This is a genomic window from Rhizobium sp. G21, from assembly GCF_014158035.1.
GTDB lineage: Bacteria > Pseudomonadota > Alphaproteobacteria > Rhizobiales > Rhizobiaceae > Rhizobium_E.
The window spans coordinates 365,288-383,808 of the sequence record NZ_JACFXW010000001.1 but is presented as its reverse complement, the minus strand read 5'-3'; the positions used below and the strand labels follow the sequence as shown (position 1 = coordinate 383,808).

The following is an 18,521-nucleotide window of genomic DNA, read 5'->3' as shown; positions in this document are numbered from 1 at the left end:
TACCGCAGTCAAGTTAAGTTTGATCGGCTTATATACGCAACAACAATCCCCTTCGTCAGTTCCAGCGCCTGCCGTTCGAACAGGCCGCGATAGATGCCGTTCTTTCGCTGCACCAGGCTGGCGTGATCCCCTTCCTCGACGATCCGGCCGTGATCGAACACCAAGAGCCGATCGAGCGCCCGCACCGTCGACAGTCGGTGGGCAATCACCAGCGTGGTGCGCCCTTGCATCAGCCGCTCCATCGCCTGCTGGATCAGCATCTCCGACTCTGAATCAAGGCTGGAGGTCGCCTCGTCGAGGATCAGGATCGGCGCATCGGCGAGGAAGGCGCGGGCGATGGCCACGCGCTGGCGCTCGCCGCCCGACAGCTTCACGCCGCGTTCACCGACCAGCGTGCCATAGCCATGCGACAGCGCCGAGATGAACTCATGCGCGCTGGCGAGTCGCGCCGCCGCCTCGATCTCGGCCTGCGTCGCTTCCGGGCGCGCGTAAGCGATATTCTCCGCCAGCGACCGATGAAACAGGATCGGCTCCTGCTGGACGATGGCGATCTGCTGGCGGAGCGACGCCTGCGCGACTTTGGAAATGTCCTGACCGTCGATGCGGATCTCACCGCCGGTCACGTCATGCAGCCGCTGGATCAGCTTGACGAAGGTGGTCTTGCCGGAACCGGAATGGCCGACGAGCCCGACGCGTTCGCCAGGGCGGATCGTCACCGAGAAATCACGATAGAGCGGCGCGGAATGCCTGCCATAGTGAAAATTCACGCGGTCGAACTCGATCCGGCCGGCGCTGACGGCCAGAGGTTTGGCGCCGGCGATATCGACGACGCCGAGCGGTTGGGCGTGAATGGCGACCAGTTCCTCCATGTCGTTCACCGAGCGCTGCAGATTGCGGATATGCATGCCGATTTCCCGCAGATATCCCTGCAGGATGAAGAAGGAGGTCAAAACGAAGGTGATGTCGCCGGCATTGGCCTGGCCGCTGGCCCAGAGCCACAGAGCGAGGCCGAGCACGCCGGCGCGGAGAGCCGCGAGCAGGGCGGCCTGCAGCGTGCCGTTCAGCGTGCCGCGCGTCCAGGTGCGGCCGGTGCGGTCGCGCCATTTGTCGATCACGCCGTCGAGGCGGCGGTCTTCGCGCGCTTCCGCGCCATAGGCTTTCACCACCGCGTTGCAGGTCACGGCGTCCGCCAACGAGCCGCCGAGCTTGGTGTCCCAGCGATTGGCGAGACTCGCCATCGGCGCGACATAGCGCAGCGCCATCAGCGACGTGAACGCGACGAAGATCACCGATCCCAGCCCGACCAGACCGCCCATCAGCGGCCAGTGCCAGGTCATCATCAGCGTCGTGCCGACCAACATGACGGCCGAGGGAAACAGCGCCACGAACACCGTGTCGTTGAGGAGATCGAGCGCCCACATGCCGCGCGTGACCTTGCGCACGGTGGAGCCGGCGAAGCTGTCGGCGTGCCAATCGCTGGAAAAACGCTGGATGCGGTGGAACGACTGGCGGCCGATGTCGCTCATCGAGCGCAACGTAAAACCGATGATCGCCATGAACGTCGCATGTCGCAGCAGCAGCGCGCCGATCGACAGCGCCATCAGCCAGCCGAAAGCGGCGAGGGCGCTGTTCCACGCGTCGGGATCATCGGCGCGGCCCGAGACCACCGCATCGACGAGACGCCCCGAAAACAACGGCGTGAAGACATCGGCGAGCGTCGACAGCAACACCGTCGTGAGCATGAAGCCGACGCGACCTGGCTGACGGCGCCAATGAACGAAACAAAAACTGAAAACACTGCGAAAGGCGCCGCCGGTGCGGGCCGTATGTCCGAATGCCATGAGATGATCCGACCGGAGCCGGCTCCTGAAAATACGAGAGAAAAACGCTGTTTCGCGCCTAAGCGCGAATTGGGGTCACAAGAAGGATTTGGTTGGCGTCAAAGCCCTCGAGGCGCCGAAAAAGCGCCGGGGACGCGTCAGGCCGATACGACCGGCGTCATCGCGGAACGGGTAAAATGCATCATTTCGAACCTCCCGCTGATCATTGAGGAGGCCACGATAGGCCACGTCGGTGCAACCGCCAACCCCATGAGATCGATTTATCCGTATCGTCCGCCGAGTGCGACAAAGCGGCAACAGGCGCGCATCGGGCGTCATCACGCCTGAAACGGCGCCTAGCGCGCCCTGTTTCCCGCGTGACAGCGCCGCATCGGCCCCCGGGCTACATCTCTTCTCACGCTTCGACGCCGGCGCCATTGTCCACCGGCGGGAAGCCTCCGGCTTCACAGGGAAGCTGGATTACCAGGAGAGAGAGGACTTTTCATGACCCCGCAGATCGCCGCTCGGCAAGAGATCGACAACGACATGTTCTGGTTCGGCAACACGCTGGTCGCGCTTCGCGCCAGGACGTCCGGTTCGCAGGACGGCGTGTCCATCGTCGAACACCGGATGCCCCATGGCGAAGCGCCGCCGCTGCACATTCATCAGAGCGAAGACGAATATTTCCATGTGCTCGAAGGCGTGATGCGCTTCGAAGTCGGCGGCAAGATCGTCATCGCCAGAGCCGGCGACACGCTGACGGCGCCCAAGGGCGTTCCACACCGCTTCCGGGTCGACAGCATTCTCGGCGCGCGTTGCCTGACCATCACCAAAGGCGGCGATTTCGAATCCATGCTGATCGAGATGGGCCGACCGGCCGACCGCGAGGACCTGCCGCCGCAACAAGCGCCGACGCCGGACATGATCCAGGCGCTGACAGAGGCGTGCCGCCGCGCCAGGATCGACATCATCGGCGCGCCTCTGGCGTGACGGTCTCGACGAACACCGTCCGGGTTCGTTTCGGATGAAGCCGGGCGATGTCGGCATGCAGCGGTCGCATCCGCGGCAGCCGGCGTCGCTCAGCGCTCCGCACCGGCGCCCAGCGCCTCGATTTGCCCGGCCGCGTCCCGCAGCCTTGCCAGATGATCGTCCACGGCGATGGATCTCTCGGCCCAGGCCAGAGCGCGGCGCGACTGGACTTTCGCCTCGGCGGCCATCTCGGCATCGATGCCGGACAGGCTCTTGAAGGTCTTCTGCAGCCTGATCTGGATTTCGAAATGCCCGGCGCCATCGCGCGCGATGGGATCGAAAGCGTCTTCGAACAGGTCGACGAGAGAGAGAGTCGGAGCAGTCACATGTTGAAAGCGAGGTTTTCCGGGGCGCTCTTCCTCGGATAGAGTCCTGAAAAGCCAAAACAATCGAGTGAGCCTGCCGATGACGTCGATGGCCGTGCCGGGATCGTTGACTGCGGGAGACAAAGCCCGAGAGGCGATCTCGCTCAAAACCGACAATCCGAATCGCGGATCCTGCTCGAACGAACGCATCGCGCCGATCGTGAAGGCGGACGCGATGACGGCCGTCATCTCCGCTTCGTCGGCGCCATGTTTGCCCGCTTTCGCAATCCACGCCACGGCGCGGCTGGGATCGCAATAGACGCCGGGAATAGCGAGAACGTGCACACGGGTTCCGAATTTTTCGCCGATGCCGTCGAGCGCGGCGATATCGACATGCTGGAGATAGCCGATATCGGGCGCATGGATCATGATCGCGTCGACTGGCGCAAACAGGTCATGCGCCGAGGCGGGCAGGGCGTCGAGCGACGGATATCTGCGGCGCTCTTCCAATGCATGGCCGGCGGAGCGTTCGACGCGATCGATCGTGTCGCCGACCCGGCCGAGCACCGAAAGATGATCCACCCAGCGCAGGATGGCGGCGACGATGATGGCGATGACCCCCAGCGTGACCACGAACAGCACGGCCCGGCCTTCTTCGCCGTAAGCGCCGGCGCTGAGGGCGATGATGCCGACCAGACTGAACAGGAACGATCCGAGAAACGTCGCCAAGACATTCTGCGTCGTCGGATCTTCGGCCACGAGAGCCGCGGCGCGCGGCGTGCCGTTGTTGGTGGCGGCGCCGAAAGCCGTGACCATGATCGACAGGGAAAATGTCGTCACGGTGAGCATGCTGGAAGCGAGGATGGTGAGAATATTGTCGACTGCATCCGCGCCGATCTTGGCGCTGACGAACGGCGGCAAGGCCGGTGAGAAGAACACGGAGAACAGCGCGGTGAGCAATCCCGCCAAGGCATAGAGCGCGGCGCGAAACCACAGCTTCTTGGCCAGCCTCTGAAGCTTCCAACCGAATTTGGTGTCCATCCGCATGTCGCTCCCCATTGTTCTGTGCGGAATAATCCACAGAGCCGTCATCGTGTTCCGCTTGACGGAGAAATTACGGAAATCGAAGAATGATCTCGTTCACCAGCAAGAGCAGAGGGTGTTGCGACGTTCAAACGCAAGACATCGCGATCGACCATTGTGGCCTCCCAGACGTTGTTCAGACGCGGGGAGAGTCTTACGGTCGAACCTTGCGGATACAGGACATTCCAGCTTTGCGGCTACAGACTTAATCCTGATAAGATAGATTATGGAACATAAATGTATCGATCGAGCCGTGGCGGCTGCGGACCCGCTGCCGCCACGGTCGCCGACATTGTTCAAACGACTCCGAGGCCCTCGAGAATATCGGTCGCCCTGTGATCGGCATCGACGCCGTCGATCAGGAAGACGTCGCCTTCGGCCGCCTGAATGCGCAGCGGCGCAAGCGCCTGATAGTCTGGCGATCGATACCAGCCGTGCGCGGCGTCGAGATCGGGAAAGGCGATGACGATCAAGTCGTCGGTAAAATGGCCTTCCAATTCTTCTTTCGGGCCGCCATGGATGATGAAGCGACCGTCATACGGCGCCAGCGTGGCGTCGATACCCTTGAGATAGTCGACCACGCCTTGGTCGACGGTGATTGCGCGAAGATGTGCGACTGCATATGCGGTCATCGGTAACATCCTTTCAGTTGGCGGCGACCGCAGCTCTTGTCGCGGCGTGTTCGGCCATCGTCAGGATCGCCACAAAGCTAGCCTGGGTGATGAGAAACGCCCAGCCGATGGGATTGGGCGAAATGGCGCCCGACATGGGCAGCGCCAGACTTGCGACGATCCAGAGAGCGTTGCCCGCAATGGCGATCGTCGCCGCCGGCGACGGCGCCGGCCATATCAGCGCGGTGGTTGTCATGAAGGCCGCCACCGGCAGCAGCGCCGCCCCGGCCCAAAACAGCAGCGGCCCGGGAATGCCGGTCCAACCGCCGACCAGCGCGTGAAACAAGCAGAGCGCCACGCCCATGACGGCGCAGGTGAACGCATCGATCAGGAGCAGATTGGCGAGTGTCAAACGTGGTCTGGAAATATCCATGAGAATGTCCTCTTGTCGACGAAGACCGAAATGGCCGATCGCTGACCGCCATTCTTGCGGAATTTGTTCTGGCGTCGATTACCTCGGAAGTAATAGGCTCACGCGCCGGCGGGAGCTAATCTAGACCGATGACGAGACCGAAAACCGAAACTGGACAGATGTTGCGTGAATGGCGTCGGAGGCGGCGCTACAGCCAGATGGAGCTCGCGCTGCAGGTCGAGATTTCGCAGCGTCACCTGAGTTTTCTCGAGGCGGGCCGATCCATGCCCAGCCGCGACATGATCCTGCGGCTTTCGGAATGCCTCAACCTGCCGCTACGCGCGCAGAACGCGATGCTGCTGGCCGCTGGTTTTGCGCCTGCTTACGGCGAAAGGGCGCTGGCGGCGCCCGAATTCGAGGCGGCCAGAGGCGTCATCGATCGATTGTTGACGGCTCATGAGCCTCACCCTGCCCTCGCGGTCGATCGGCGCTGGACGCTGATCTCGGCGAACAGAGCGGTGGACGTTCTGACCCGAGGCGTCTCCGAAGACCTTCTTGCCGGCGAGATCAATGTGCTGCGCCTCAGCCTGCATCCGGCCGGCCTCGCCCCGCGCATCGTCAATTTCAAGCAATGGCGCAGCCATATCCTCGCGCGGCTCGCCCATGACATCGAGCTCTCGGCCGATCCGGCGCTGGCCGCGCTGCTCGACGAGTTGCGATCCTATCCCACGCCGAAGCATGCGCTCGGCGATCGCGCCCCCATTGCGGAGACCAGGCCATCGCCATACCCCTCGTCGTCGACAGCGGCATCGGCCGTTTGGAATTCCTGAGCACGACGACGGTGTTCGGCACCGCCGTGGATGTCACCCTCGCCGATATCGTCATCGAGAGTTTTTCCCGGCCGATGCGCAGACGGCCAGGGCGATGGCGAACATGCTGGATGACAACGGCTGAGCCCGAAGCTCGTGAGGCAGAGCCTGGCCCTATAGCGCCGCGTCGAGACGAAAATGGCGGCCGGTCGACCGGCCGCCATCGATTTCGTCGCGTCGTGCCCGGCGCTTATTCGGCGCTCGGTTCGGCGTCCGGTTCGGCCGCCGGCGTCGACGTCTCGGCGCCTTCGCTCGCCGTCTCGTCGTCCTCCGGCTCGCTGATGCGCTCGACCGATACGACCTTTTCGTCCGCGGCCGTCGAAAAGATGGTCACGCCCTTGGTGGCGCGGCTGGCGATGCGGATGCCGGCGACCGGCACGCGGATCAGCTGGCCGCCGTCGGAGACCAGCATGATCTGGTCGGCGTCCTCGATCGGGAATGCGGCGACGAGCTGGCCGATCTCGTTGGTCTTGGAGGTGTCGGTGGCGCGGATGCCCTTGCCGCCGCGGCCCGAAATGCGGAAGTCGTAGGATGACGAGCGCTTGCCGTAGCCTTTTTCCGACACGGTCAGCACGAACTGTTCGCGCGCCCTGAGTTCCTGATAGCGGTCCTCATTGAGATCGCCGACTTCGCCGACCTCCTCGCCCACCAGCGCCACATCCTCTTCATCCACGCCCATGGCGCGGCGTTCGGCGGCGGAGCGCTTGAGATAGGCCGCGCGTTCGGACGCGTCGGCGTCGACATGGCCGAGAATGGTCATGGAGATCAACCGGTCTCCATCCGCCAGCGAAATGCCGCGCACGCCGATCGAGTTGCGGCCGGCGAAGACCCGGACGTCGTCGACCGGGAAGCGGATCGCCTGGCCCAGCGCCGTGGTCAGCAGCACGTCGTCGCGCTCGGTGCAGGTTTCGACCGAGAGGATTTCGTCGCCGTCCTCCTCCAGCTTCATCGCGATCTTGCCGTTGCGGTTGACCTGGATGAAGTCCGAAAGCTTGTTGCGCCGCACGGTGCCGCGGGTCGTCGAGAACATCACGTCGAGATTGGCCCAGCTGTCCTCGTCCTCCGGCAGCGGCATGATCGTGGTGATGCGCTCGCCGCGTTCGAGCGGCAGCATGTTGATCAAGGCCTTGCCGCGCGACGTCGGCGAGCCGATCGGCAGGCGCCAGACCTTTTCCTTGTAGACGATGCCGCGTGACGAGAAGAACAGCACCGGCGTATGCGTATTGGCCACGAAAAGACGGTTGACGAAATCTTCGTCGCGGGTGGACATGCCTGAGCGGCCTTTGCCGCCGCGACGCTGAGCGCGGTAGGTGGCGAGCGGCACGCGCTTGACGTAGCCGGCATGCGACACGGTGACCACCATGTCCTCGCGGGCGATGAGATCCTCGTCGTCCATATCGGGGCCGCCTTCGACGATCTCGGTGCGGCGCGGCGTACCGAATTCGTCGCGCACGGCGGCGAGTTCGTCCTTGACGATGGTCATGATGCGCAGGCGCGAGCTGAGGATGTCGAGGTAGTCCTTGATCTCGGCGCCGATCTTGTTGAGTTCGTCGCCGATTTCGTCACGGCCGAGCGCAGTCAGGCGCTGAAGGCGCAGATCGAGGATCGCCCGGGCCTGCTCTTCGGAAAGGTTGTAGGTGCCGTCGTCGTTGATCCGGTGGCGCGGGTCGTCGATCAGGCGGATGAGCGAGTCGACGTCCTGCGCCGGCCAGCGACGGGTCATCAATTGTTCGCGCGCGGTCTGCGGATCGGGCGCGCGGCGAATGAGATTGATGACCTCGTCGATATTGGCGACCGCAATCGCCAGACCGACCAAGACATGGGCGCGGTCGCGCACCTTGCGCAGCAGGAACTTCGTGCGCCGGCTCACCACTTCCTCGCGGAAGGCGATGAAAGCCTTGAGCATGTCGATCAGCGTCAACTGCTCCGGCTTGCCGCCGTTCAGCGCCACCATGTTGCAGCCGAAGGAGGTCTGCAGCGGCGTGTAGCGATAGAGCTGGTTGAGGATCACCTCGGCATTGGCGTCCTTCTTCAATTCGATGACGACGCGATAGCCCTCGCGGTCGGACTCGTCGCGCAGATCGGAAATGCCTTCGATACGCTTGTCGCGCACCAGTTCGGCCATTTTCTCGATCATCGTCGCCTTGTTCACCTGATAGGGAATCTCGGTGATGATGATCTGTTCGCGGTCGTTGCGCATCGGCTCGATGCGAGCGCGTCCGCGCATGATGACGGAGCCCCTGCCCGTCTCATAGGCCTGACGGACGCCGGCGCGGCCGAGGATCATGGCGCCGGTCGGAAAATCCGGACCGGGCACGATTTCCATGATCTGCAGCAGTTCCATGCCGGGATTGTCGATCAGCGCGATGCAGGCGTTGATGACTTCGACGAGATTGTGCGGCGGAATATTGGTGGCCATGCCGACAGCGATGCCGCCCGCGCCGTTGACCAGCAGATTCGGGAATTTCGCCGGGATGACCACCGGCTCGCTGAGCGTGCCGTCGTAATTGTCGCGGAAATCGACCGTTTCCTTGTCGATGTCGTCGAGCAGCGAATGCGCGGCCTTTTCCAGGCGGCATTCGGTGTAGCGTTCGGCCGCCGGCGGATCGCCGTCGACGGAGCCGAAATTGCCCTGTCCGTCGATCAGCGGCAGTCGCAGCGACCAATCCTGCGCCATGCGCGCCAGCGCGTCGTAGATCGCGGCGTTGCCGTGCGGGTGAAATTTACCCATCACGTCGCCGGTCACGCGGGCGCATTTGACGTATTTCTTGTTCCAGTCGATGCCCAATTCGTTCATGCCGAACAGAATGCGGCGATGCACCGGCTTCAGCCCGTCGCGCACATCAGGCAGCGCGCGCGACACGATCACGCTCATGGCGTAATCGAGATAGGATCGCTGCATTTCCTCGACGATGGAGATGGGCTCGATGCCGCTGGGGCCTTGGCCGCCGGGGGGACAATCTCGGTCAATCTGGTCTCAATCTCTCAAACGGAATCAATGCCGCCGTTATAGCGGAACAGCCGGTTGAAGGCCAATTTCATGGCGGCTTTATGAACAGTTCTTTCCCCGGAAGCGCTGATATTTTCGGCTTTTTAGCCTTTGCTTGCACGGTTGGGCGAGGGTCGCTACAGATGGCGGAAAAGAGGGGAAAATCATGGCCAGTCTGGAAGCGATGATCAACGCGTTCACGACGCTTCTGGTGACCACGGATCCGCCGGGGCTCGCGCCGATTTTCCTCGGGCTGACGGCCGGCATGACTCAGGCGCAGCGGCGCCACACCGCTGCTGCGCGGCACGCTGATCGCCTTCGGTATCCTCACGGTCTTCGCCGTCTTCGGCGCCGGCATTCTCTCGGTGCTCGGCATCTCGCTTCCCGCCTTCCGCATCGCCGGCGGATTGCTGCTGTTCTTCATCGCTTTCGAAATGATCTTTGAGAAACGCCAGGAGCGGAAGGAAAAGACCACGGAAACCGCGATCACCCGCGATCATATCCACAATCTCAGCGTCTTTCCCCTGGCGATTCCGCTGATCTCGGGCCCCGGGGCCATTTCCGCGACGATCCTGCTCGCCGGCAATTTCCGGCCGCCGCTGGAACGCGCGCAGTTGATCCTGGTGATCGCGGCTGTATTTCTGGTGATCTTCGCGGCGCTGCTCATCGCCGACAGGTTGGACCGCTATCTCGGCCAGACGGGCCGGGCGATCCTTACCCGGCTCCTGGGCGTGCTGCTTTCGGCGCTCGCCGTGCAATTCGTCATCGACGGCCTGAGGGCGACGCTGACGGTCTATGCCGGCCCCTGACGGTCAGGGAAGCTTTGCGACGAAGGCTTCGACCACCTTGGCGGAATTGGCGGAGGCGAGGGCGAAGAAAACGCCCATCTCATTGGCCCCTTCCCCGCCGCCGGCGAGATCGGACAGGCTGCGGAACGCGATGAACGGCACCTTGTTGACATAGGCGACATGGGCGGTGGCGGCGCTTTCCATATCCAGCACCCTGGCCTTGAAGGTGGCGTAGGTGAATTCGCGGAACGCCTTGTTGTCGACGAAGGCCTGACCGGACACGCCATTGCCGCCGACGACGATCTTCGGCTCATGGGCCAGGCACTTGCCCTCGCCCGCGCATTTTTCCAGCGTCACGCTCGACGCCACGGCTTTGGCCGTTTCGAGAAGCTTGCCGTCGACCGGAAACCAGAAACGATCCTCCGGCTTGTCTATGCCCTCGCGCAGGACTTCCGTCTCGTTGGGATAGATCATGCCGTAATTCGGGAACTGCGTGTCGAGAAAGGGTGGTACGGCGAATTTGCCGTCGGTTTCGCGGGCGAAGATTGCTTCGAGATATTGGCCCCACTGATCGCTGACCACGACGTCGCCGATCGACAGGCCGGGATCGACGCCGCCGGCGATGCCGGAAAATACGATCGCCTTGATCGAAAAATGATCGATTGCCTGTTGCGTGGTCATCGCGGCGTTGACCATGCTGACGCCGCTCAGGAAAAGCACGACGTCCTTGCCGCCGAGCTTTCCGGTCACGAAACGGCGTCCCATGAGTTTATGCTCCTGGGCGCCCTCGAGATCCTTGAGAAGGACCTGCCATTCCGGCTCGAAAGCCGACATCACGGCGATGCGCGGCGTGGCGTCGATCAGGTCGGCCGCCGACGCGACCATGGGAAGCGTCGCCGCGCCGAGCGCCAGAGCGAAAGATAGTTTCATCCGTAAACTCCATGATTTATTGCGCAATCAAAAACGCAAGAACCATGCCACCGCCGGACTACGGGAGAAGCGCGCCGTCGTCCGCCTCAAAATGGTAATAGAGAATGCCAACCGTAAACTGAGAGAGAGAAAGGCAACGACTTCCGAAACTTAATAGCTCATGCTTTACCCGGGATGACGCTTTTTGCAAACAACGGACGCAAATCGCGTCAGTATCGGACCATTAGTTTACAAAAGGGAAAGTTAACCTAGCAATCTGTTACGCCAATGGCAGCGTAGCATAAGGATACTGCTGCCCCTGATGTTTGAACTCCTCAAAAAATTCAAACAGGCTTGCCTGATCAACGGGCTTAGGGTCAACGTTTGCAAATTTTCGGACATATACGTTTCCGTCAAACATGGCCGGTTTTGGCATCCGATCGATCTTAAACACAACGACGTCCTTCTCGTAGTAGCGGATCAATTTCACATTTCGGGTAATGTTTCTTTTCACAGCCTCGTCAATTTTCGCCGCCTCAATCTTCTGAAATATATATTGCTGATAAGCATCGAGATCACGATGAAGCTTCTTTGCCTCTTCACCAACTCCCACAATATGAAACTCATCATATACTCTGGCTCTAGCCCCGAAGACCTTCTCATGCTGTGACGCCGATGCATGATTGTCAGCAACGCCTAGAAGCACATAACTAGAACCAATATGAGAATTATGCATTGCACAAGGTGTTTTAAGTATTTTTTCAATATCATCAGGTTGCTTCTTAACGTCTGACCTCAGATCTTGTAAGCCGCACTTAAAGTCGTAGCACACATTCTCCGTACGTGACTGGTTTAATATGTTTTCAAAGCTCTCGAGCCATGACTGAGTCGCCGGATCGGTGGAGTTGTTTTCGGAAAAAAGTCAGACAGAACACCTGACACAGCATCTATCAGCTGGATGCGATGTCTATTCATCCACTTCACGTCTTTGAACAGAATTGGCATGCACTCAGATGCGATACCCTTGAGCTTGTTATTTATTTTCCGATTGCTGGTGACCTGCTTATTTTCAACAATGAGCTTCCGGTACATTGTTAAAAATATAACTTGATAGGCCTGACCAATCTTTTGCGCATCACCTGAATACAGATGCTGGGCGAGGTTTGTGTTACCTTCCTCCAGGATCGCCTTTAGAGTGTCAAAGGTATGGCAGAAGCACCGATAGAGATTTTCGACGCCGATTTTCAGCACTGCATCGCTGGCGTCTGAATTCAGCTTTTCTCCTGGCGAATACACCGAGTCTAGGTACTTCGAAGAGGTCTGCGCATCCTCTTTAAAGAGAATAAACAAAAGCGTATGCGCGATCAGTTCTTCGTCCCGCGACGCCAGTATATTCTCTTCCGTAAGGATATGAAATGCGCTCCAGAACGTCTTTCGTATCTTGATGCCGTAGTCAAGATCGTCATGAGTTAGAGATATCTCATGCATATTTTTCAGGTCTACGATATCTAAGTGAGAGGTGTCTCCCCGGATATAGGTTGCGCATCTTCTCACCAACTGGGCAAATTCTCCCAAGGCTCCTGCTTGTCGTACTTCGTGGCGGGATAGGCGAATTCCCCGGTGTTGATGCGGCGAAACGTTTCATCCACGTTGGAAGAGCTGGAGTATACCGTTGTAGAGATGGGTAGAGGATAGCTTAATATAGCTGAGCAAGTTTCTCTATCTAGCATAGGCACGTTCTGTCGAAGCACGCCGTTCTTTAATAAATCATTGGTTTCAGATATTACAGAGAGATCAAAAACTTTCCATTTACACTGTAGCGGCCTTCAATGAACGACGTAATGGCCTCTAATCGCTGCATGCCATCGAGAATTTCAAAGCACTGCCCCTTCTTTAGGTCCTGAAACGTTACACCTAGAAAGAGGGGCACTGGATATTGGTTTATTATCGAGTCAATGAACTTTTGTTTTTCTGATTTCTTCCAAACTAGCTTACGTTGATATCTTCTATTTACGACATACTGACCTCGGCGGAAGCCTGAGTAGACGGATTGGATAGGCTCGCCTCGAATGTTAAGATTATTTTGCAAGTGCTCCCCCTTCTTTTGAAAAACAAGTGTATTTTGGAATTTCTGCGGTCAGTTTGAGTGCTCAGATTCAGCTTTCGCAATAGCTGAGCCAACGAGACATAGAGTGTTTGACGCGGACAGTTGGATGCTTGAGAGCGCGTTAACATTGCAATTTTAATTGCGCGTCAGCTTTCTGCGTCGTCAAGCTCAACAGGCCTAGTACGCTTCGATTTTGGGCACTTTCGCACCTAACCGCTTAGACATTACAAACTGATCAAGCTGCCTTGCCATCCATCTATATTTCTCGGCGACATTCGGGTTCTTGGCGTTCTCCGTTAGGCCTCGTTCGATGATGACGCGGAGCACGTTGAGCTTTGCCAGTGACCCGGGTTGCCAAGCAACATCGTCCTCCTCCCACTCGGTAAAGAAGTTTAGATATGGCACATCGAAAGGGTCCTCTCGCACGAGGCGCTTGAAAAGATTGAATTGATCGGTGGACTTCCCAGCATATCTCTTCGCGTCTTCGAGAACGGGATCACTCAGCATGATTCGCGGGTGCAGGCTCACCTTTGTTTCGAGATTGTACGCCTCAACCAGGGCGGGGCCAAAGATCACGTCTTCGGTGTGAAGCGCAGCCCCTTTCGCGATCGCCCCGCGGAATAGCATTCCAAGTCCAAGAAGTTCCTGGCTGAAGTTATTCATGAGCCCAAATAGGTGAAACAACCCAGGCCCCGATAGCGGCAGTGAGATAACAACGTTATCAGAGAAGCTGGTTGCCTGGATTCCGAGAATTGAGGACCTGGACGATAGAGCTGTCGTCGTAATCCCAACAAGTGCTTCGTGCACCACGGCTATTAGCTTCGGCTGCTCCCTGGTTTTTCTTATCATATCGGAGAAGCCGAGCACATCGATGAAGGCCAGGTATCGTTCCTCGTATCGGCCCTCAGGCAGCGATGACGTGGGTGTATCCACGATGAGCCTCGATGACTGTTTCGAATATTGTTTTTGCCAATAGTGGTGGAACAGCGTTCCCTACTTGCTGTTGCTGGAGACCTATCGACCCCTTGAAGACGAAGCTATCCGGAAATGACTGAAGCCGTGCGGCTTCGCGTACCGACAACCCACGATGCTCGTGGGGATGAATCAGCATGTTCTTCCTGAAGTTACCGATCACGAAGAAGGCGCATCCGGTCGTAGGCGACGATAGATGCCTGTATGGCATCTGGATCGGTCTTGGTAATTCGTCATGAGCTCTTCGGGAATGTCAGCCCAGTTGCCACCTTGCGGTATGTAAGGATAACGAGAGATAACGTAGTCGGAATTGCGTGATACAAGGTTGTTCTCGCTTTCCGACGCGCTTCCTCTCATCAGACGCGCATAGGCGGAAGTAGCCGCGCTCTTGTAAGGCAGCCTTGAAACACTAGCGCCGTTTGTCAGCTCCGGCAGATCGGCAAAAGCCTCATCGACCGTGACGAAAGGCGCGCCTCGTGGTGTGGGCAATTCGGGAGCGTGAGCGCCAAGTCGTGCGATCAGGAAAAATCGGGAGCGGACTTGCGGAACGCCGAAGTCCGCAGCGTTCAGAAGTCCTTTCTTCGTGTCGTACCCTAACGCCCGGATGTCAGCTTCGACCTGCTCGGCGAACATTCCACCTTCGGTTTCCAGGATACCGCGAACGTTCTCGAAAATTACCCAGCCTGGACGAATCTTTTTGACGAAGTTGATAAAGGACCGGTAGAGCCAGTTTTTATCGTTCTCCGCGCTCCGGGTTCGCTGGTTCGAAGTCGAGAACCCCTGACAGGGCGGCCCTCCGTATACCACGATATCCTTGCTGGCGAACGGCACCGAAATGTCCAGCAGGTTCTGAACGTCGGCTTGGAGCACGAACGTGTCCGGATGGTTGTGTGCATAGGTGGCGAAGGCGGAAGCGTCGAAATCGACGGCGAGCTTTGTTTTAAGGCCTGCCATTTCAGCGCCTAGCGACATGCCGCCGGCTCCTGAAAACAAGTCGATTCCGATCATTCCGCTTCCAATCCCAATATGCCACTACTACGATACAAACGAGAATCATGTGGCGCACTAAAGTTGTAGAGTCGCGGCGCATGATTCCTGTGTCAACCGTTTTCAAATCTACCGGACGGAAGTCGGTCTTGGGAAGCAATGAAACACATGATCTAACACCTTCCCCCAGTGCGATGCTTCTGTCCCTCAGAAATGTCGGTTACACGCTGCAAACTGCGCTGGCCGACATAGTGGATAACAGCATTTCGGCGAACGCCAGTCGGATCGATATCGGCTTCAACTGGAGTGGGAAGCAGTCGTTCATATCAGTCTCGGACAACGGCGACGGCATGTCGGAAGACAGGTTACTGGAGGCCATGCGTCTCGGCCGAAACCCTCAGGACCCTCGCCAACTGTCCGATCTCGGACGTTTTGGTCTGGGACTAAAGATGGCAAGCTGGTCTCAGTGCCGAAGCTTCACAGTCCGTTCAAGGCTTGATGACGGGTCCCGCGCAACGTTGCGATGGGACATTGACCACATGCTTGCGACGGATCGTTGGGAGGCTCTCTCTGACCCGCGCCCCGGCAGCGAGCAGCTGCTTTTGGCCGACAGCCATTATTCGACGGGGACGGTCGTCTTGTGGGAGGCACTCGACGTCCTAGATCAGTCTGGCATCCTGTCGGCAAGCCACGTCTTCTGGGAAGCCACGGAAAGGGTCGAGAAGCATCTCGCGATGACCTTCCAGATCGCTCATTCCTTTCAGATGGGCGACCGTGTTCAGCCAATGACGGAAGGCATGGCTGCTGATCTGAATCGGACTGCCGTCGTTCTCCTTGAAGTCCCAGCGGTCGAACACGCTCGGCTTCCTCCCCCATCGTGGCCTGAAAGCCAGTGGTCGTAAGACTGGACCGTCACCTTCTCAACCAAGGTGCGATTGGTAGTTCTCTGAAGATGCGCCTGATTCAGCATTAGAAGGATCAGCGTCTCTGAATAGCGTTGATCTTCGACCTTGTTGAAGTAAGGAAAGTCCTTCGGGAGTTCTGCGATCAAGCGCTCTTCCAACAACTCGAAACGAACGCGGCACTGGCGTTTTTCCGATCCCACGGGGGTATTTAGGTCCCAATTTCGCAGGAACTTGTTGACTCCATTCCTAGAAGTTATGCCCGTCAGCTCCTGTAATTCGGGAAGGCCTAGCCAATCGAGAGCACGGAGCCTTTCAAGGTCACCCGGGAGGCACAGTCTCGTCGGGTTGCTTTCATACCATTTTGCCACGGCCCGTGCTTCCGAGCACATTTCCTGATGCGGGCTATCGCCTCCTGAACTACCGATACCATCTGCGTCGGAACCCACTTTACCTGAGGGGGATTGCCTTTCCCCGGAGAGGTTCGGATGCCGTAAACGTCCACCATCTCGCCGACCTCAGGGTTCTTGATCTTCTCAAAGACCTCACAATCGACGCGAAGCTGCAGCACCTCATGGACCCTGATCGGGATAGCGACGAAAATCGCACTGATTGCAGAATAGAGACGATCAACGAATGTCTTCGAATGCCGGTAAATATGTGCCAGCGCCCCGTAGGCAGCTGGGCTCGGCAGCTTTTTCTCACGCCATTCCTTCGCTTCACGTCCCAGAGACTCGGTTTTTTCCTTCGGCTTCGTTACTCCGTGTTTCCACTGGAACGGGGCGTTTAGGAATTTTCGGTCCATGCAGAATCGATGGACCTGCTGGATGTAAAGCGCGAACTGGTAGTGACGTCCGGCTCCGACGCCGTCCTTCGCCAACGCGACGGCGGTGTTGAGGACGGTGACGTTCAGATTTTCGATGACTGGTTCCGTTCGTATCGACCTGAAGGCAGCCTCTATGAACTGCAATGCACCCAGTCGCTTCATGGTGTTTTCGAACGCGACAGGTGATGACGAGTGCAAGTATCGGATGTAAGCCTTTGCAAACTCCTTGATACCAGTCGCCAAGGGCGCGCCACCCACGACATCCTGCCTGTTGGTGAGGGTCGTATCGCGGTTGTAAAACGATAGAATGCGGCTGTCCCTATTTTGTCCCTTTGTGACAAATGACGCGCCAACCTGCCACAGGTCCATCGCCCAAGCGCCATGAGGAATCAACACGTCGATCGCCCGCGCTAACGTGATGAAGTTCTGTACGCGGTCGGCGGGATACTCGATTCCTTCGGCGACTAACTTGACAACATTCCCGGTCATCCGGCCACCTCCGCCCTGATTTCCTTTTCGGCGACACAGAGCTGGATGACCTCGGCGACCGCCAAAATGGTTCGATCCTTGATCGCGTAAATCTTCGGTGAATAACCTTCCGCTTCCAGCCGGTCACGGTCGGCGATCAGGGCTGCCATGAACTCTTCGTGCGGACCGTCAATCCACGGCTGGAAGTGGCGACAGGTATAGCAGGCGAACGGAGCGGCTAAGCCGCAGAAGCTCATCTGACCACATGTTCCGAGCGCCTCCGAGACGTTGTTTAGCGACCTGTCGAAGATGCGGCTTGAGCGATCATCACCCCGCCTTGCCTCCCTTTCGGTGACGACGACGACACCGGCAAACGCATGAGCGAGCGGTGCCATCTCCATCGCCAGATGACGATCGAGACGGAGGACCATCGCTGGGCTGGCTTCGAAGTATACTTCAACGTTCTGGGTGTCCGAGTGGTCGAGAAGCTCCGCAACAGTATGCTTGTCCTTGCCGTCATCCACGGCGCGTTGGGCCAAGGTGAAGCGGAACCGACGCGCGTTTGTCTTCAGTCCCGTTATGCGTCCGATCGTACGACTGACGACCCTGCCAACTTCTTGGGATGTCAAATGCCAAGCCATTCCGGGAAGCTTTCCCGGCCCCGTCGCCATGAACATCGGCCAATCCTCACCGGCAAACGGATGCTTGGAGCGACGCTCCATGTTCGCCGCGATGACGCTATCCAGCACATTTCCCACCTGTTTGCCGCAGTACCGAGTCTTGAAGGAGTCTCGAGCCTTCTGGCCGTGCTGCTTCGCGCGAGGTATGCGGAGTGCATAAAGACGCCCTTCGTCATTTTCAGAGACAAGAAGGTCCTTCTCCTTCAAGGCGGCGACCTGGACCGGCCGAGGGCCGAAGGCAAGAAAAAGCCAAGTTATCGCGAAGTCGTCGAGTTCGATCTCTCCGTTCGCGTAGGCATCGTTTAAAGCCGACTGGATCACGAGAAGCTCGGTGTCGATGAACGCCCCTTTCTCGGGATCGCGCGTCCGGATCGAAGTCCCTTTAATATTGCCACGAATGGTCGCGGCAGCGAGATACTCGATCACCTCGTCGGACGCGATACCAAAACCCTGGGTGCTCATGTCGGTCAACAAAATCCGAACGACGCCTAGATACCATTCTGTTTTAAACGTTAAGTGGCCTTGAAAAATCAAAACATGAGCTAATTCAATTCGGTGGTGGACTGTGTCGGGATTTTCTAAGACTATTTTGTAAAAAGACCGAAAGCGGTAGTATTGGCTGATCGCATGTGAGTACGACTTGTTCTGCAAGGCCAGCACAAACGCCCACTTTAAACGGTGGACGACACGTTCTGAAAAACTGCCGAAAACGCCGAACCTTAACTTCACTCGTCCCCGAGACCTGCGACCTCCCAATCGTCTTC

At 58.5% G+C, this 18,521-nt stretch carries 17 protein-coding genes and 2 pseudogenes; 5 read left to right on the top strand and 14 right to left on the bottom strand.

Going from position 1 to position 18,521, the window contains the following annotated elements; all coding sequences use genetic code 11:
- Positions 1–8 precede the first annotated feature (8 nt).
- Entirely contained in the window at positions 9–1,841 is a 1,833-nt protein-coding gene (locus H2O14_RS01990; protein WP_182826312.1) for an ABC transporter ATP-binding protein, read from the bottom strand.
- On the opposite strand from H2O14_RS01990, the gene H2O14_RS01985 reads away from it, so the two are divergent.
- Positions 1,773–2,168: a hypothetical protein gene (locus tag H2O14_RS01985; RefSeq protein ID WP_182829465.1), complete on the top strand. Its 396-nt coding sequence runs from the start codon at positions 1,773–1,775 to the stop codon at positions 2,166–2,168. The genes H2O14_RS01990 and H2O14_RS01985 overlap by 69 nt on opposite strands.
- Positions 2,169–2,324: 156 nt before the next feature.
- Complete coding sequence (locus H2O14_RS01980; protein ID WP_182826311.1) at positions 2,325–2,810, top strand: cupin domain-containing protein; 486 nt, start codon at positions 2,325–2,327, stop codon at positions 2,808–2,810.
- Positions 2,811–2,899: 89 nt separating this feature from the next.
- Here H2O14_RS01980 and H2O14_RS01975 read toward each other — a convergent pair whose 3' ends face one another.
- From H2O14_RS01975 to H2O14_RS01965, 3 genes are all read right to left on the bottom strand, one after another.
- On the bottom strand, positions 2,900–4,201 hold the full coding sequence (locus H2O14_RS01975) for a DUF2254 domain-containing protein (protein ID WP_246697268.1): 1,302 nt from the start codon (positions 4,199–4,201) through the stop codon (positions 2,900–2,902).
- 332 nt (positions 4,202–4,533) lie between these two features.
- Positions 4,534–4,869, bottom strand: coding sequence for a DUF1330 domain-containing protein (locus H2O14_RS01970; RefSeq protein ID WP_182826309.1), 336 nt, complete (start codon positions 4,867–4,869; stop codon positions 4,534–4,536).
- Positions 4,870–4,882: 13 nt separating this feature from the next.
- Entirely contained in the window at positions 4,883–5,281 is a 399-nt protein-coding gene (locus H2O14_RS01965) for a hypothetical protein (RefSeq protein WP_182826308.1), read from the bottom strand.
- A gap of 128 nt (positions 5,282–5,409) precedes the next feature.
- Between H2O14_RS01965 and H2O14_RS01960 the strand changes: the two are divergent.
- Positions 5,410–6,214 (top strand): annotated as a pseudogene (locus H2O14_RS01960) (helix-turn-helix domain-containing protein).
- A gap of 105 nt (positions 6,215–6,319) precedes the next feature.
- On the opposite strand, the gene gyrA reads toward H2O14_RS01960, so the two are convergent.
- Positions 6,320–9,100, bottom strand: a complete 2,781-nt coding sequence (gene gyrA / locus H2O14_RS01955; RefSeq protein WP_312858651.1) for a DNA gyrase subunit A — start codon at positions 9,098–9,100, stop codon at positions 6,320–6,322.
- Between the two features lie 184 nt (positions 9,101–9,284).
- Between gyrA and H2O14_RS01950 the strand changes: the two are divergent.
- Positions 9,285–9,927 (top strand): annotated as a pseudogene (locus H2O14_RS01950) (MarC family protein).
- A gap of 3 nt (positions 9,928–9,930) precedes the next feature.
- Here the strand turns inward: H2O14_RS01950 and H2O14_RS01945 are convergent.
- The 7 genes from H2O14_RS01945 to H2O14_RS01930 form a co-directional block, all read right to left on the bottom strand.
- Positions 9,931–10,836, bottom strand: coding sequence for a 5'-methylthioadenosine/S-adenosylhomocysteine nucleosidase (locus H2O14_RS01945; RefSeq protein ID WP_182826306.1), 906 nt, complete (start codon positions 10,834–10,836; stop codon positions 9,931–9,933).
- Positions 10,837–11,095: 259 nt separating this feature from the next.
- Positions 11,096–11,647, bottom strand: a complete 552-nt coding sequence (locus tag H2O14_RS26700) for a helix-turn-helix domain-containing protein (protein ID WP_210275394.1) — start codon at positions 11,645–11,647, stop codon at positions 11,096–11,098.
- A 20-nt stretch (positions 11,648–11,667) separates the two neighbouring features.
- Positions 11,668–12,390 carry a hypothetical protein gene (locus H2O14_RS26695; RefSeq protein WP_210275393.1) on the bottom strand — a complete coding sequence of 241 codons (723 nt, stop codon included), beginning with the start codon at positions 12,388–12,390 and terminating at the stop codon, positions 11,668–11,670.
- A gap of 208 nt (positions 12,391–12,598) precedes the next feature.
- The gene (locus tag H2O14_RS29210) at positions 12,599–12,904 is read right to left on the bottom strand and encodes a DUF262 domain-containing protein (protein WP_210275392.1); all 306 of its coding nucleotides are present in this window, start codon (positions 12,902–12,904) and stop codon (positions 12,599–12,601) included.
- A 195-nt stretch (positions 12,905–13,099) separates the two neighbouring features.
- Positions 13,100–13,855 carry a hypothetical protein gene (locus tag H2O14_RS01935; RefSeq protein WP_182826305.1) on the bottom strand — a complete coding sequence of 252 codons (756 nt, stop codon included), beginning with the start codon at positions 13,853–13,855 and terminating at the stop codon, positions 13,100–13,102.
- Entirely contained in the window at positions 13,827–14,033 is a 207-nt protein-coding gene (locus tag H2O14_RS26685; RefSeq protein WP_246697499.1) for a DNA cytosine methyltransferase, read from the bottom strand. Before H2O14_RS26685 ends, H2O14_RS01935 begins: the two co-directional genes overlap by 29 nt.
- 20 nt (positions 14,034–14,053) lie before the next feature.
- The gene (locus H2O14_RS01930; RefSeq protein ID WP_210275390.1) at positions 14,054–14,902 is read right to left on the bottom strand and encodes a DNA cytosine methyltransferase; all 849 of its coding nucleotides are present in this window, start codon (positions 14,900–14,902) and stop codon (positions 14,054–14,056) included.
- A 128-nt stretch (positions 14,903–15,030) separates the two neighbouring features.
- Between H2O14_RS01930 and H2O14_RS01925 the strand changes: the two genes are divergently transcribed.
- Positions 15,031–15,783, top strand: coding sequence for an ATP-binding protein (locus H2O14_RS01925; protein ID WP_182826304.1), 753 nt, complete (start codon positions 15,031–15,033; stop codon positions 15,781–15,783).
- A gap of 289 nt (positions 15,784–16,072) precedes the next feature.
- Here the strand turns inward: H2O14_RS01925 and H2O14_RS01920 are convergent, their stop codons facing one another.
- On the bottom strand, positions 16,073–17,098 hold the full coding sequence (locus H2O14_RS01920) for a hypothetical protein (RefSeq protein ID WP_182826303.1): 1,026 nt from the start codon (positions 17,096–17,098) through the stop codon (positions 16,073–16,075).
- Positions 17,095–18,486, bottom strand: a complete 1,392-nt coding sequence (locus H2O14_RS01915; RefSeq protein WP_312858534.1) for a site-specific integrase — start codon at positions 18,484–18,486, stop codon at positions 17,095–17,097. The genes H2O14_RS01920 and H2O14_RS01915 overlap by 4 nt, the downstream gene beginning before the upstream one ends.
- Between the last annotated feature and the right edge of the window lie 35 nt (positions 18,487–18,521).

Coding starts and splice junctions, on each gene's coding strand:
- H2O14_RS01970 (WP_182826309.1), bottom strand. CDS start 4,869: ATGACCGCATATGCAGTCGCACATCTTCGCGCAATCACCGTCGACCAA.
- H2O14_RS01920 (WP_182826303.1), bottom strand. CDS start 17,098: ATGACCGGGAATGTTGTCAAGTTAGTCGCCGAAGGAATCGAGTATCCC.
- H2O14_RS01985 (WP_182829465.1), top strand. CDS start 1,773: ATGAACGAAACAAAAACTGAAAACACTGCGAAAGGCGCCGCCGGTGCG.
- H2O14_RS26685 (WP_246697499.1), bottom strand. CDS start 14,033: ATGCTGATTCATCCCCACGAGCATCGTGGGTTGTCGGTACGCGAAGCC.
- H2O14_RS01930 (WP_210275390.1), bottom strand. CDS start 14,902: ATGATCGGAATCGACTTGTTTTCAGGAGCCGGCGGCATGTCGCTAGGC.
- H2O14_RS01945 (WP_182826306.1), bottom strand. CDS start 10,836: ATGAAACTATCTTTCGCTCTGGCGCTCGGCGCGGCGACGCTTCCCATG.
- H2O14_RS01965 (WP_182826308.1), bottom strand. CDS start 5,281: ATGGATATTTCCAGACCACGTTTGACACTCGCCAATCTGCTCCTGATC.
- H2O14_RS01990 (WP_182826312.1), bottom strand. CDS start 1,841: ATGGCATTCGGACATACGGCCCGCACCGGCGGCGCCTTTCGCAGTGTT.
- H2O14_RS01980 (WP_182826311.1), top strand. CDS start 2,325: ATGACCCCGCAGATCGCCGCTCGGCAAGAGATCGACAACGACATGTTC.
- H2O14_RS01975 (WP_246697268.1), bottom strand. CDS start 4,201: ATGCGGATGGACACCAAATTCGGTTGGAAGCTTCAGAGGCTGGCCAAG.